This window comes from Shewanella sp. GutDb-MelDb (genome assembly GCF_002836075.1).
GTDB lineage: Bacteria > Pseudomonadota > Gammaproteobacteria > Enterobacterales > Shewanellaceae > Shewanella.
The window spans coordinates 112,865-128,178 of sequence record NZ_PJBM01000263.1 but is presented as its reverse complement, the minus strand read 5'-3'; the positions used below and the strand labels follow the sequence as shown (position 1 = coordinate 128,178).

Below are 15,314 nucleotides of genomic sequence, written 5' to 3'. Positions count from 1 at the left end.
CAGTGGGATAAGCATGTCTATTTATCTCATTTTAACTTTCAATTATTAAAAGGTAAAAACAATTAGATTACTTCATCATCATTAAGATCTAGTTTACCCCCATATAATAGCGAGAATTTATGATTATTAATCGACAACTTAAATAAAAATACTTTAGCGCTTAGAAATAGCTCTATCTTTTAATCCTGAAAATCATAATCAGCTTATGGTTTGTTTAGTTCAACGGAATCATTTCCACTATAAGCTGAAGTAATATAAAAACTCACCTTAAAAGACACCCGCTCAATACCAGAGGAAGAGCCTCACTGGAATATAAGTCTCCGAACGAGGTTTTTATGGAGCATTTTCTCGCAACATAATGTGCATTTAGGCTGCCGGAGGGGCGATATTACCCCTTGTGCCATTAATCATGCCTTTCTATGTATTCATCAAGCGTATTCTTCAGTGATTGGCCGTAGCCATCCAGCCACGTATAGCGTTCACGATACATTTTTCGTTTTGGTCGCTTGATATCTTCCATTGATTTACGAGCAGAATTAATCGGTAGTTTGTAGAAAAAATCATCATGAGATTCACCATTATGCTCTTCCCACAAGCGGTCATAATTAAGATTAATTGTTTTTCTTCTTCTTTTTAGACCGTAACGTCTAGCAGTATATATATGCCTTGAATCCTTTACGGCATATATATCTCTTATTCCCAGATTAATGGCGAGTAAGCGTAATGTTTCGACCATAAACGATTTAGGACGTAATCCATAAATCGCCTTGGTAAATAATCGGCTAAAACCATTATCATGAGCCCCGCCTTGTACACAGCCAATATAAATATCATTATCGACAACTGTAAATGAAACAATATAACATCTTTTATATTTTGAGTCTGTAAGTGAAAGAGTAAGTTCCCCTTCCATTGTCGGATTAAGATGAAATGACAGATTGATTAAATAATATTGATCATCAATATCTATCCTGTGAAGTGTTAATCGACTATTATATATTTGATGGCGAGCATCGGCTGAAAACTTGCGTTCAAACCAGTTGTAGTGGTTAATCAAAATTTCAATAATTTCTTTTTTACTATGTCCAGTTCGTAAGTAAGGCTTTAAAAATTTAGTCAGGAAATCTGGTTGATTTTTACAGAGTGCTTTTCGTTCACCATGATAGAAATTGTCATTCATCTTTTTTATGTGAGGGTGATTCAACAAAGCTCGAATGATGAATTTAATTATAAACTTTATCTTCCCCTTGTTTTTAAGACTACTAGCTTCAATCGCCATGCCAATTATATTCATGATGTTTTTCTCAAATGTTTAATTCAAATAACAAGTGCACAACTTTAATATTGAAATAATACAGCGCTATAGCTGCGTCGGGAAGAATACCCCCCAACAGGTACATCTCTTTGGGGGGGGGGAGTTATTTAAAGTGCTTTATTAAAGGCGCTATAAATAATAAGCGGCGCCAAAATTTAGATAACTAACCTTCAATACTGACATGGCCAATAATATAATTGGTGTCATACACTCGAGAGCCAGTGTTAGGATCTTTACTATTTAGGCCAGTAACTTCTACGACAGTTGAGGTTTCTTTATCAATAGTAGAACTGCCCCAAAGTAGATCATTACTGCTGGTTGTACCGACACCGAATTGACCAACAGAATCGCGATTGGTCTGCTCGTTAGTGAAGGTAAAATAGGGGAACCCAGCCTGTTGACACAGTTCTGCAGACTTAAGCATGACGTACTTTCTTGTCAATGCTCTGTCTGTATTAGTGTTGCCGACAAAACTAATTTGCCAGCTGTCTGGTGCTATCTGCACCGTTTCAAACCCTTTTCCGAAAGACCAAAAGTTTTTCTCTGTATCGTAGGGTGTCGCGCAAGCAGCTAGCATGAGTGCTAGCCCCACAATCACGAATATATTTTTAAATGATTTCATTGGTTTTTCTTATCCAGATTGATTAGAAGCTATAGTTCACGCCTAACGTCGTAACCCACTGATTTTTACTGTCGATAAGGGGGGAATCAGCCATATCCGTGCCTAAGTGCGAATACCCAGTAGCCTGAGTGATATCGAGATGCTCAGTAATAGGAACGACCAAGGCATAACCCGCTTTATAAGCAAATGCGCCGCTGCCTTTATAAGCGGAGCGTTTAGTTGTAGCATCAGACTTTGATACACCCGCGTAGTAATCAACATAGTCTTTACTGAAATAATGTACGCCAGCGTAAGGTACGATATCTGCGAAGCCTATATTCATTGGGTGGTAATAGGTTATGTCTGCTTGATAGCCATCATATACACCGGTTACATCGTGCTGAAATTTAGTCGAAAATGTGCCTTTACCGAGATGAATATCAGCGTTTAAACCTAAATCACCGCTAACCTTACGATCCTTCATGCCCTTCAAAATATCGGCATCGCTAGAGTCAAAGCCTGGGTTTGCCACAACAAAGGCACTGAAGTTAATTTTGCTATCGTTATCACCAAAAAAGCGGTAGTTAATGCCTGCAAGATCGGCGTTAAAGTCTTCGCCATGGTAACCACCGTTAAGGTAAACACCCGATTTATGGTCTTGGCCCTTATAGAATTCACTGCCAGTCGCAGCGCCTGCTCCTGCAAAATACTGGCCCTGATGGCTGTATATATTACCGTTACGAATATAGGTATTACCGTCAGCAACGGCGTGGCTAGAGACCAAAATTGCTGTGATAGCGAAGCATAATTTTTTCATTTTCAAATCCTTTTTTACATCTGTCGAGTGACTGTGAGGCCACTATATTCGACTTGTAATTTTGACTCTGTATCCGAATGTATCCTAGCGGTACATTTGGTTGTGCTACTCGTCGGCATTGTTCAGCAGTTAAAAGTTTACATTGGGTTTCAATCATCCATCTGTGGTTCCAATGACCTGCGGTCGGCGTATGTGCAGATACGCCCGTGACTCGCAGCAAGTCCGTCCATGGAAGCTCGCCATAACATCCATGACATCCATGTCATGGATGGTCACGACCGTATCTGCACTGGGTTAGAAAAGCTCAAGACTCCAGCTATTGTGCTTTCAATTAAGAACATCGAAGTCAGTACCCCATGTAACGAATAGAAAACACCAATTCCCCATCGAAGTTGCCGAAGTATGTTGAAGAAAGAGCCGTAATGCCCACACGGTCTTTCCCGTGCATCCATGCACTTCAAGACATTCAGGCATCCTGCCTATCAGACGTGGGTATAGCTTTCGCGGGACAGTCCACTCCTTGGCATCCATGCCATCACGGCATTTGTAAATCCATTTACATCAGATGTCCCATCGGAAGCGTTAGCTATTTATCCACAAGCATGAGGCCTGTACTCAACGCATGTAACTTCGTCGGGGCGTCATGGTGGATGCAAGGGCGAAGTTCATTACGATGCACTCTTTGAGCGAGAGCCATGGAAGGCGAGCTGGCTTTTGAACAAGGAAGTTCTTGATAAGGACGAGCAGTCCTCCTTGCTCGGGTGTGGGCGAAGCGCCACGACTTTTATCAAACGGAGTTTGATTATCTCAACCACCAGCGTGCGGCTGAACTCCCTATCCCACGCACAAGATACAAAAAAGCCGAAACACCTAAGTATTTCGGCTTTTGCCATTCAAACAACCATTAATGATTATTCAAATCATTAATGCACAATTTCCATCTCTTCAAGCAAGTTATCTGCATGATCAAGGTACTTCATCACCCAAAGCATATAACGACTATCTACCTGAATAGAACGGTTAGTCTCAGGATCGTAACCCCAATCACCAATGATACTTTCGTACACACCGTCAAACAGTAGACCGACTAGCTCTGCACGACCGTTTAAGGTAGGTGAACCTGAGTTACCACCGGTGGTATCAAGCGTCGATAGGAAGTTCACTGGTACAGAATCTAACGACTTCACATAGTAATCGCCGTACTGCTTATTCTTAATAAGTTCAAGCTGCTTAGACGGCGCATCGAATGGATCGGCACCCGTGTCTTTCGCCAAAATACCTTCAAGGCGCGTAAACGGTTCTGCGCGCATGCCATCTTCAGGCGAGTAACCTTTAACATGACCGACTGTGACACGTAGGCTTGAGTTGGCATCTGCGTAAACTGGCTTACCTTGCTCACGGTTATAAGCGATGATGGCGTCCATATACATAGGACGAACCTTCATTAACTCACCCGCATGCTCCTTGTCTTTCTGCTCTTCTTTCATGTCTGTGTCATACATGGCAACAGCAAACTTGATGAAAGGATCGTTAGATTTGTTGAAGTCTGTTACTGACTTGTCCATCCACGTTAAACGCACATCTTGTTTATCAAGATCGGTTTTGGCGTACATCTTATCCAGTGTCTTTTGCAGCTTCTTGGCATCGAACTTCTTGCCAATACCAAAAGCGCTATCCAGTGCCTTCACTCGCTCATCAGCAGGCAGTGCCGCATAACGACTGAGTAAATCAAACAGTACGGCTTTATCAACACTTGCCGCATAACGACGGTCGATACGCTCCATGCTTGATTTAAAGCGGATCATGTCGCGCTCTTGGTAACCTGGTTCACGCGCCATATCGTCTAGCGTTTTCTCATTGGCTAAACGATAGAGTTTACGTGCCGTTGGCACCATAGTGGTGTAACCGATGTAACCTAAGATAATGTCGCGAGCTTGATGCTCGTTACCTTCGGCAATCAACTTATCGAGCTTGGCAAGGGTTTCGCCATACTTGGCTTTGCGCTTGCTGTCTTGGTTGATCCAAGTGGTTAGCTCTGCTTCACGCCCTTTTCGGTCTGCCAACATAGTCGACTTACCGTAGAACTCGATCATTGAGGTAAAGTTTTTCGCGTAATTAGCAAGACCAGCGATTAAGCTTTCGTACTTAATACGCTCATCACTGCCCTCTGGTGCGGTTTCTTTAATAATGTCGATAAAGCGTTCGCGCAGCATTTTTCCTTCTGGATACGCCCATTCAAAGGTGTTTTCCACTTCATTGGCTGTGCGGTAACGATTGGTACGGCCTGGGTAACCTGCCACCATCACAAAGTCACCGTCGCTGACGCCTTTTGCCGATACTTTCAAGAAGCTCTTTGGCTCGTACGGTACGTTGTCTTGGCTAAAATCTGCTGGCTTACCGTCTTTAGATACATAAGCGCGGTAGAAAGAGAAGTCACCAGTATGGCGTGGCCACATCCAGTTATCGATATCGCCGCCGTACTTACCCACGCTTGCTGCTGGGTTATATACTAAACGCACATCGCGAATTTCTAGCTGCTTAACTAAGTAATACTCAAGACCGCCGTGGAAGCTATAAACCTGACAGCGGTAGCCATCTTCTTTTTCGCACTCTGCGACTAAACCTTTCTCTCTTTGCTCAATGCCTTGATAAAATGCGTTTCCTGTCTTGCTCTCAAGTCCCGATTTTATTTTATCGGTCACCTCGCTAACGTCTTCGGTAACGAAGATGCGCGAACCCGGTGTTGCCGCAAGCTCTTCGCCGAAAGACTTAGCTAAAAAGCCATCACGCAGTAAGTTTTTTTCAGGGGTTGAGTTGTATTGAATTGAGCCATAAGCACAGTGATGGTTAGTCACTACAAGGCCTTTTGGCGACACAAATGATGCCGTACAGCCGCCAAGGCTGATCACGGCATTCATTGGAAATTCGGTGAGTTTTGAAATTGAGTTAACATCTATTTCAAGTCCCTTTGCCTTTAGCTCGTCTGCCATGGCAGGAAGTTGGTAGGGTTGCCACATACCTTCGTCAGCTACTGCACCAAAAGAGGTCGCCATAGCGACTGTCAAAAGCCATTTCTTCATTTTGTTAAGTCCATTTTTTAGATATTTTAGGATTATTGTTATTTTTACTTGCTGTAATATCGATTTATGAGACGGCTAGATACAAAAAAGCCGAGCCCAATATGCAAATATTGATGCTCGACTTTAGCACAAGATGTTAGCCAAGAAACAGACTCTAAATTAATCTGTTACAAAGCGATTACTGTATGTTGGCAACGCTTTATAAAGCAACCCACAACTGCGCGGCAATAATCCCTGCACCTAGCAAGCCTGCAATGCCCATGGCAGCGGTTCCGCCACTGACTTGATAACCGCCTAAGTTTTGCTTACGTTGACCAAGAGCCATGACTATAGGTAAGAAAATAATCATCACCACCAATGGAATAGCGGCAAACCCGAGCACTTTAAAGAAGCCGTCAGGGTAATAAAGCGCACACAAGAGTGGTGGGATAAAAGTGATGAGCCAGGTTTGAGCTCGGCCGAATGCATTATTTTTTGCACGCGTTAGCTCCGCCACATAATCAAACAAACTCATGGTCACGCCAAGGAAAGACGTCACCAACGCGAGGTTGGCAAATAGGTCGATAAACTGCTGTAAAATAGCCGAGTCAGCGACCCCTTGAAGTGCAGTGACAAGCAAGGGTAGTGAGCCTTCAAAACCGTAAACTGTTTTGCCACCCAGCGTGCCTAACGTCACCATTAACCACAAAATGTAGCAAACCAATGGAATGGTAGAACCAATAATAAGCACTTTACGCAGTGACACCGCATCACCATCTAAATAGCGCACTATGGTCGCAATACAAACGTGGAAACCAAAAGAGGTAAACACAATCGGAATCGCCGCTAACCACAAGTTAGTTAAATCACTGCCGCCAACCATGCCTGTAGTTGAACTATTCATCATCAGGCTCATATCGACTTCAGGGAGTAGATAGGCAACCACTATAACTAACAAGGCGATCATAGAGGTGAATAACACACGCGAAACTTTATCAATCCAACGTACACCCACCGCAATGAAGCCACCAAAAATAGCGGTAAACATCAATACAGCAAGTTGATTGTCCATTTTCATGCCAACCAGTTGCATCTTAGACTCTAGTAGCGATGAGCCCCCCATTAGATAGACCATGGTTAACGCAAATAATAAACTTAGAAATGAGCCACCTTGAATAAGTTGACCGACTTTACCCAAAGTTTTACCCGTAATGGCATGTACATTTAGACCAACGCCTGCACGTAAGTTAATTTCGAGCATTAATAACGAGGTATAGATAGATACCCCCCAAATTAGCACCAATAAAAACAGTGCAGGGATAGTACCTAAAGAAGCAGTAGCCAGTGGCAATGCCAACATACCACCACCAATTGCCGTTCCAGCTACAATGGCGATTGAGCCAAGTATTTTTGAGTTCACAAAATTGTCCTGTTAGATTTTATAATTTATTTTTGGTAGATCAGATTTAGAACGACTTTGAGGGAGAGATCTTTTCGCACGTTAACAATACTATTAACAGCCCCCAATCGAATCTGGTCATCATCAACCTTAGCGATTCCAATTGGCCCCAACGGCTTAGTTAAATAATATGGATATTCACCTTATCAACTTTGCCACTGAGGCGGTATAAATCGAGGGCTATATCGATAAGATTGCAGCATTACGACTCTTTCTCTAAAAAATGACTGTTAGCGACATTAACAGCTACGAACCGCGTGGGCAAGACATCGGCATAGCATAAAATCAACTTAGTACGAATCGACAATAAGCTTGTAAAGCCTTAGTAACAGTTAGTTTACGTTTGACTTTTTTTGCTCAATTTTGAGGCGTTGATAGCTTTTTTAGCATTGATATTGGTCCACTAACCACTATAATGCTCGCCTCTGCTTCGGGGGAGTAGCTATCAATCTTTGCAATAAGTGTGCATCGATTGAGTAAGTATCAACATAATTGGCCATACGCCGTGGTACTTACAGTTAATGACTTATGTCGTTAACCCAGCAAGACCTGAGCACAATGCCACTCATATTGGGGAGGGGTGTATTGTGCTTGGAATTTTGCCTCCCCGATATAGGAAATACTTTTGGAAGCCTTTCTCGCCTCTACCTTTACTGTTGCTATCGCCGAAATCGGTGATAAAACTCAACTACTCGCGCTGGTTTTAGCCGTACGTTTCAAAAATAAGACCGCCATTATTCTTGGCATTTTTCTATCCACACTTGCAAACCACTTTGCCGCTGCTTGGTTAGGCCAATGGGCCATCGGTTATATTAACCCTGATATTGCGCGCTACTTAGTTGCGGGTTCATTTTTTGCGATCGCACTGTGGGTGCTTATTCCCGATAAAATCGATAAAGAGGAGAGCCGCTTTTACGCGATGGGGCCTTTCTTAGCCACTTTCTTCCTATTTTTTATTGCCGAGATGGGCGATAAAACTCAAATAGCCACCGTAGTACTTTCCGCTAAATATGATGCACTTGCCATGGTGGTGATGGGCACTACGCTGGGCATGTTGATTGCCAATGTTCCAGTGGTCATCGCCGGTCACTTTAGCGCTGAAAAACTGCCTCTGCATTGGATCCATCGCGGCTGCGCCGTACTCTTCGCCTTACTGGGTGTGGCAACGTTGCTGTTTTAACCGTTGCGCTAACAACGAGTTGCGAGCTAAGGCTGAGATAACGCTCAGTTCTTAACCCGCAACTTCGGTTTTTAGCTGTATTTGGTGCTTAGCTTATAGCCCCTAGCGACTTTTAACTCGCTGTTGCCTTTACTTAAGCTCGTCTGCACTAATACCGAGCACCTTAGCAAGACCTTCGCCGTAAGCGACATCAGCCTTCATACAGTTCTGGATGTGTCGGATCTGAATGTGTCGATCAGCGCCGCCAACTTGAGCTGCCGTATTGGCAAACAATCTTTGCTGCTCATCACTTCCCATCAATCTAAACAGGTCTCCTGCTTGACTGTAGTGATCATCATCCTTATGGCTATAAGCATCGGCATCACCATCTATCTGCATTGGTGGCTCACTAAAGTCAGGTTGTTCCTGCCATTCACCTTGAGAGTTTGGCTCATAACCTATTGTGCGGCCCGCATTACCATCGGTGCGCATAAGCCCATCTCTGTGATAAGAGTGGAACGGACATTTAGGTGCGTTAACTGGAATATGGCTATGGTTTACACCCAGGCGATATCTCTGGGCATCACCGTAGGAGAACAAACGTCCCTGCAACATCTTATCCGGTGAGAAGCCAATACCAGGTACGATAGTTGTCGGTGCAAATGCAACCTGCTCTACGTCCGCAAAATAGTTATCCGGATTACGGTTAAGCTCTAGTTCACCCACTTGGATCAAAGGGTAATCCTTGTGCGGCCAAATTTTGGTTAAATCGAAAGGATTAAACGGACAGTCACCTGCCGCCGTCTCTTCCATTAACTGAACATATAAGGTCCACTTAGGGAAATCACCTTGCTCAATTGAGTGCAGTAGATCCGCCTGATGACTTTCACGATCGTTAGCAATGATTTCAGCGGCTTCTTTATCTGATAAGTTTTGGATCCCCTGCTGAGTCTTAAAGTGGAACTTCACCCAGTAGCGCTTATCATCTGTGCTGATGAAGCTGTAAGTGTGAGAACCAAAACCGTCCATATGACGATAAGACTTAGGGATACCACGATCACCCATGGTCATAGTGATCTGATGCAGAGCCTCTGGCGATAACGTCCAGAAATCCCAGTTATTGTTAGCACTACGCATGTTAGTGTGAGGATCACGCTTTACTGCATGGTTAAGATCTGGGAATTTAAGTGGATCTTTAAGGAAGAAGACCGGCGTGTTGTTACCCACTAGATCCCAGTTTCCTTGTTCGGTGTAAAACTTAATCGCAAAACCGCGAATGTCACGCTCAGCATCTGCAGCACCTCGCTCACCAGCTACAGTCGAGAAACGAACAAACACTTCAGACTCTTTACCAACAGACTCAAACATCTTAGCCTTAGTAAACTCGCTGATATCATGGGTCACGGTGAAACGACCAAAAGCGCCAGAACCTTTAGCGTGCATACGACGCTCAGGGATTACTTCACGGTCGAAGTGAGCTAGCTTCTCAAGAAACCAAGCATTCTCAAGCAACATAGGACCGCGCTTACCTGCTGTTTTAACATTTTGGTTGTCAGATACTGGGGCGCCAAACGCTGTAGTCAATTTCTTCTTATCCATAATAAACTCCTAGAACTCACATCAATCATTATAATAAAGTCGGTTTTCAGATTTAAATATTTAATATATTAGTATGAAAACAAACGGGCTAGAGGGCATGTAAACAAAGCGAATTATCACGCTTAGCATTAACCCAAGTTTCGATCAGGTCATAAATAGTTGCCATGGTACAACTCCTAAAATCTGCATAACGAGTAACTATGTCGATGGAGTAATAGTAGTCGCTCATAGGAAAACATTAAAACGATTAGATTAGATGAGCTCAAACTGTTTTGACGATTACGACTATAATAGTATGATTGGGTCGGTGATTTATGCAGCTAAGGGCTGCACTTGTTCGACCAATTTTAAGCTGGAGTTTGGTAGAGAGAATGTGGATGGGGTTTTACCTTTAACACCAGATAAAAGATTAACTCAGTTGCGAGGCTATGCCTTATAGGTAATAGGTAATAGGTAATAGGTTTAATCAGGGGCCAGGTAATCCATGACACTAAACAAGCGCTTTAAGTTAATAATGTTTGCAGCGTGGCCTGATACTATCAAGCCACTATAGAGCCACTGTAATGCTTTTTATTCTGGGGTAGCTTTGTCCGCTTTATAGAGCCTAACGATATAATAAATATCGATGAGCACGATAAAAAAGTTAACTAGAGCCACTGGCAATGCATCAATCGCTAAGCCATAAGCGACGAATAAAGCCGCACCCACCAAGTTCCACCAACGTAACTTTTTGATATTCGACATCATCAGCGATATGGCAACCACCACCGATGCTAAATACCCTACCCATTCCCATATTGTTGCGCTATCCATTTTAGCTCCAAGGCTTACAAAAAAACAATACATTGAGTATGGGCAATAGTTTACTAATGCAACAGCTTACCGCTCAATTATTTGTACTTTACTGCGCGTTAAACAGATTAACGTTTTACCACCGCCGCAGTCATTCGAGATATGCAACACAGTTCGCCTGCACTATTGTGGATCAACACTTCCCATACTGAGCTGCGCTTGCCAAGATGCACAGGTTTGGCCGTTGCCGTTAACATGCCATTGCGTGATGCCTTTAAATGGTTAGCATTAATCTCTTGGCCAACGCAGTAATACTGCTCAAAATCGACCGCGAAATTTGCCGCATAGCTGGCGACGGTTTCGGCCAAAGCAACATTAGCGCCGCCATGAACGATACCTAAAGGATTATGTACAGCAGGTGATGCAAGCATTGTCGCCTTCATATAATCATCACCAACTTCAGAGATCGTGATCCCCATCGTTTGCATCAGTGTGCCTTTACCATGCATCCCTGAATCCATTTTGGCACATGTTTCTAAGCTTACGGGTCTAAACCAAATCGACATCTGTTACATCCATTTTTTGTAGTTATTGTTAACAGTTTACTGCCTAAGTAAAAAAGTTTAAATAGGTAAGATGAGTATAAGTCTTTGATCATTATGCGGCAGTTCATCGCGTTGACCATAACGGTAACGCTTTATTGATTTTTGGCAAAGTGGAAGGTTATCGGTGTATAGAATAGGCGCGTGATTGAGCTTATTATTTAGGTGTCGATACGTTTTCACGTCCAACTTATGTGCCTAACCACGCGCCATAGGGTAACTGGTCGTCTGAACTGAAATGGTTGAGAATTACAATTATTGAAATCTAACTTTATCAGCACTAGCTTAACTAAGTGTTAAAGTCGATTTTCAATCTGACACCCAGTGTCAGCTAAATATTTTCATTGAATGACTGTGTTCGCTTTAGCGCGCTGTAAATATTTGTCATCAATATGATTGGCTGTGCATTAGCAGCATTGGTTAACTGCAATACCGACCCCTCTTTACAGTCATTAAGTTAGCTGCTTGGCTGTTTCGAGAATACTAACTCTAATTTTAAATAGCTACATAGCCAAAAATGATGAAAACTTCCATACATTTTCAACTCACAAAACCTTGCTATGGATGCAGTGTATACAGCAACATTTTTGCTGCAAGCAAATTACGTCGATTTAGCACATAAAAGTTATATTTTTACCCTGCTAAGGCATAGAAACATTGATTACAACAATAAAGCTAACAAAGGTACTCGCGCACGAACTGAATACGTACAAAATAGATACGTAAACCACTTATTTACATAGATATATTAACAATAGCGATATACTACAATAGTGATTCATAAGAGGTGAGCAATCCTTTCTATGACCTAGTTGTGATCAAAGCACTACTAAAAAGAAAGTTTTAAACTACTTTTTTTACACGTTAATGAGCCGTTAGTGCATTAAGCTGCCATTTGTATCGATTTATAGTTAAAGACGAGTGATATCATTGCTATCGGTAGCCTAATTAAGCAATAAAAAAGCCACCTTTTCAATTAAAGGTGGCTTATCAGTTGCTCTAATACCAGCAGGCTAACCCGTGGTTAGTTTGCCATTAGTGCTTACGGCGACGTAAGCCAAATAGCGATAGCATTAATAGGCTTAGATAACCCAATGAACCACCATCGTCTTTCTTTGGTGGGACAACAGGTACAACAGGCTCTACTGGCGCTGGATAGCTCAGGGCAATAATCACAGGATCATGGTCTGAAGAGCGGAAGGCATTATCAGAAATTTCGATATCGCCTTGGTTATACGCAGAATACTGGAACAAGATAGATTCAACCGAGTTGATATGCCAATCTTGAATGTCTACCAGTCTCGCCGCAGCACTTGCATTAGCTAATGCATGATCTAAGTTACCCAATTCGCCACTGTAGCTGTATGAGTAGGTACTAGCACCATGAGCCTGAGTATTAAGGTTAATTAAGCCGTAACCTTTGTCAATCTTACTACCCGTTTGCTCATAAACTTTACCTTCAAGCGTCGTCCATGAAGCAGAAACTATCTCACGTTCGGCAGTTGCAGCATCATAATCTGTCAAGACAGCGATAGGATCTTCCATGCCATAAGCATTCATATCACCGAGAACCAAGATATCACCCTCAATATCTTTGAGTGATTCACCGATAACCTTGGCTGCAGAAACACGGAACTCGTTACAGTGTCCCTGTAGATCTGCTGGATCATTCTTCTCTGCAAATTCAGCCCAATCTTCTAAGCAGCTTGAGCCTTTAGATTTCAAGTGGTTAACTACAACTGTTAACTTCTCATCATTGATCTGGAAAGTCTGAGCTAAGCTGTGACGTTGATACTTGTTATAACTAGGGCTAGTTTCAGCATCATTACCTTCACCGCGGCTCATCACTCCAGCAGGAGCATGTTGCTCTGGAGTCTCGATAACAAACGCATCACCGGCAGGCTTAACCTTACTTGGGCGATACAGCAGTCCGACAGTAATTGCGTCGCTACCAATGAACTTACCTTTGTACTTATCAGCTTCGTTTGCTTCGATAAACTTATAAGCATCGATAGCAGGTAACTCAGCGTTCAAGGCATTGACCAGATACTGAATCGAGCTAGTTTCACCGAAACCATTATTCTCAATTTCCATCAAACCAACTACATCAGCGTTCATCTCTTTTAGCGCACTAACAATCTTTGTGCGCTGCTTTAGATAATCTTCTAATGTATGTGCACCACGACCACAACTCTTTTTAGCTTTATCGGCATCGGCTTGATCTTTACAAGTGGCATTCAATGTACCACCAACATCACTGTCACTGGTGAACAGATTCAGAACGTTGAAGCTGGCAACGCGGATATCGCCCATAGTGGCAATATCAGGTGTTGACGATCTGTCGTTATCGCTGCGTAAAATGTCACTTGTAGCAATCTGGTTGGTTGCTACAAGATGATACTTCCCATAGCCATAACCGATCATGCCTTCTAGGTTTGTGATGGTATCTCCAATACGGATATATCCAGTCTCTGCGTTGAAATCGGCAAGATAGGGAACGGTACCATTTGGTGCTTTGATGCTAGGAATAATTTGCAGTTGGTTGGCTTTATTTTTCGATTGAATAGCGGCTGCAGCATCTGAACCCGGCGCTTCAACTTGAGTCGCCTTCATCAATGGCGCTTTATGCGACAAGACAAGACCCAGAGGATCGCCACTGCGACCATACATACTGGTGACCTTCATATCTGTAGCCAGATCGAGCTTAACTTTCATTCCCTCTAAACGCTCAAGGGTATTAGAAAGTCTTTCGCCTTCTACAATATAAAGCGGCTCAGCCGCAGGAACTTCGGCATTTCCATCAGTAGCAAAATTATCTCCGACATCGGTGATACGTGTCAGACCATAACTTTCTTCAATCTTACCCTGAACACAAACTTTAACACCCGGTTGAATCGCTTCATCTGCAGATCCATTGGTGTTCACAAATATGCCGTCAGAAGTGAATAGAGACCCATCGCCATCTATTTCCTGCAGATAGAAACCTTTTTGGCTATCTGCTCGAGCGGTCACAACACCGATAACGGTGTAATCGGCATCAGTCTTGTACTTACCATCTGCAATTAATGGACTCTTGAAGCCGGTACCTTGAACATCATAGATTGGCGTGAATGTAGCACCTGTACAGCTGAATGCTGGCACTTCAGGTTCAGGACCAGGACCCGCTCCACCAACGAAGTCGCCGCTGCGAGCTCCGAGTCCAGCTAAATAGTTTGTTCCTTTATCAATCCACTCACTTTCAACCCAGGCGGCTTGAGGTGCTGTAACAGCATCACTACGTTGAAGGGTGACATCTTTAGCAAAATTATCAGAAGAAAGAATGCCGACCCTATCGATTACAGTCGTGCCATTCATTAAATCAACAGCGTCATTCCCATTAAAGGTCATCTTGGTACTGGTAAGCTGATCAATGCCCGCATCTAAAGGAATGTCTGTAAGGTTATGAACCACCACTTTGGTTCCATTAGCAGCTAATGTACCACTTAAGGTAGCCATTAACGAAGCTGCGGCGGCACCATTACCATGTCTAATCAAAGTGTAGCCAGATAAATCTACCGCCGTATCTCCAGCGTTATAAAGCTCAATCGCTTTCTTGTTACCACCACTGCCTTCTACATATTCACTAATAATTACATCTGCGCTCGCCATCATAGGCAGAGCAGCAGCTATTGACAGTGCTAATACTGACAATTTTTTAACATTATCCATTTATTCAACCCCATTTTTATAATATTGCCGCTAATTTTTATTAACGTGCACGGGGATTCTTACAGAGAAAAGTGACAAAAAGAAGACGCCTACGTCACATTAATGCCGTTAACTGACTGTAATAAAAGGAAAAAATAGACACTTAAACGAACAGCACTAACATAAGTAACAAAAGACCTACTTAAATCAGTGGCTTAACAAGA

The 15,314-nt window shown here is 42.9% G+C and carries 10 protein-coding genes; 1 reads left to right on the top strand and 9 read right to left on the bottom strand.

The window, feature by feature from the left end; all coding sequences use genetic code 11:
* Positions 1-403: 403 nt before the first annotated feature.
* The 5 genes from CXF82_RS21075 to CXF82_RS21055 form a co-directional block, all read right to left on the bottom strand.
* Entirely contained in the window at positions 404-1,294 is an 891-nt protein-coding gene (locus CXF82_RS21075; RefSeq protein WP_102044888.1) for a VirK/YbjX family protein, read from the bottom strand.
* Between the two features lie 184 nt (positions 1,295-1,478).
* Positions 1,479-1,937 (bottom strand): CC0125/CC1285 family lipoprotein, encoded by a 459-nt coding sequence (locus CXF82_RS21070; protein WP_101092353.1) that lies wholly within the window; start codon positions 1,935-1,937, stop codon positions 1,479-1,481.
* 22 nt (positions 1,938-1,959) lie between these two features.
* Positions 1,960-2,733 (bottom strand): outer membrane protein OmpV, encoded by a 774-nt coding sequence (gene ompV, locus CXF82_RS21065; protein ID WP_102039592.1) that lies wholly within the window; start codon positions 2,731-2,733, stop codon positions 1,960-1,962.
* A gap of 923 nt (positions 2,734-3,656) precedes the next feature.
* The gene (locus CXF82_RS21060; RefSeq protein ID WP_101092355.1) at positions 3,657-5,813 is read right to left on the bottom strand and encodes a S46 family peptidase; all 2,157 of its coding nucleotides are present in this window, start codon (positions 5,811-5,813) and stop codon (positions 3,657-3,659) included.
* Positions 5,814-6,012: 199 nt separating this feature from the next.
* Positions 6,013-7,212 carry an amino acid permease gene (locus CXF82_RS21055; RefSeq protein WP_101092356.1) on the bottom strand — a complete coding sequence of 400 codons (1,200 nt, stop codon included), beginning with the start codon at positions 7,210-7,212 and terminating at the stop codon, positions 6,013-6,015.
* A 664-nt stretch (positions 7,213-7,876) separates the two neighbouring features.
* Here CXF82_RS21055 and CXF82_RS21050 point away from each other — a divergent pair.
* Positions 7,877-8,431 (top strand): TMEM165/GDT1 family protein, encoded by a 555-nt coding sequence (locus CXF82_RS21050; RefSeq protein WP_101092357.1) that lies wholly within the window; start codon positions 7,877-7,879, stop codon positions 8,429-8,431.
* Between the two features lie 129 nt (positions 8,432-8,560).
* Here the strand turns inward: CXF82_RS21050 and CXF82_RS21045 are convergent, their stop codons facing one another.
* The 4 genes from CXF82_RS21045 to exeM all read right to left on the bottom strand — a co-directional run bounded on the left by CXF82_RS21045 (position 8,561) and on the right by exeM (position 15,111).
* Positions 8,561-10,009, bottom strand: a complete 1,449-nt coding sequence (locus CXF82_RS21045) for a catalase (protein ID WP_101092358.1) — start codon at positions 10,007-10,009, stop codon at positions 8,561-8,563.
* A 570-nt stretch (positions 10,010-10,579) separates the two neighbouring features.
* On the bottom strand, positions 10,580-10,822 hold the full coding sequence (locus CXF82_RS21035; protein WP_101092359.1) for a YgjV family protein: 243 nt from the start codon (positions 10,820-10,822) through the stop codon (positions 10,580-10,582).
* Positions 10,823-10,929: 107 nt separating this feature from the next.
* Entirely contained in the window at positions 10,930-11,367 is a 438-nt protein-coding gene (locus CXF82_RS21030; RefSeq protein ID WP_101092360.1) for a PaaI family thioesterase, read from the bottom strand.
* 1,071 nt (positions 11,368-12,438) lie between these two features.
* Positions 12,439-15,111, bottom strand: coding sequence for an extracellular exonuclease ExeM (gene exeM, locus CXF82_RS21025; protein ID WP_102044886.1), 2,673 nt, complete (start codon positions 15,109-15,111; stop codon positions 12,439-12,441).
* Between the last annotated feature and the right edge of the window lie 203 nt (positions 15,112-15,314).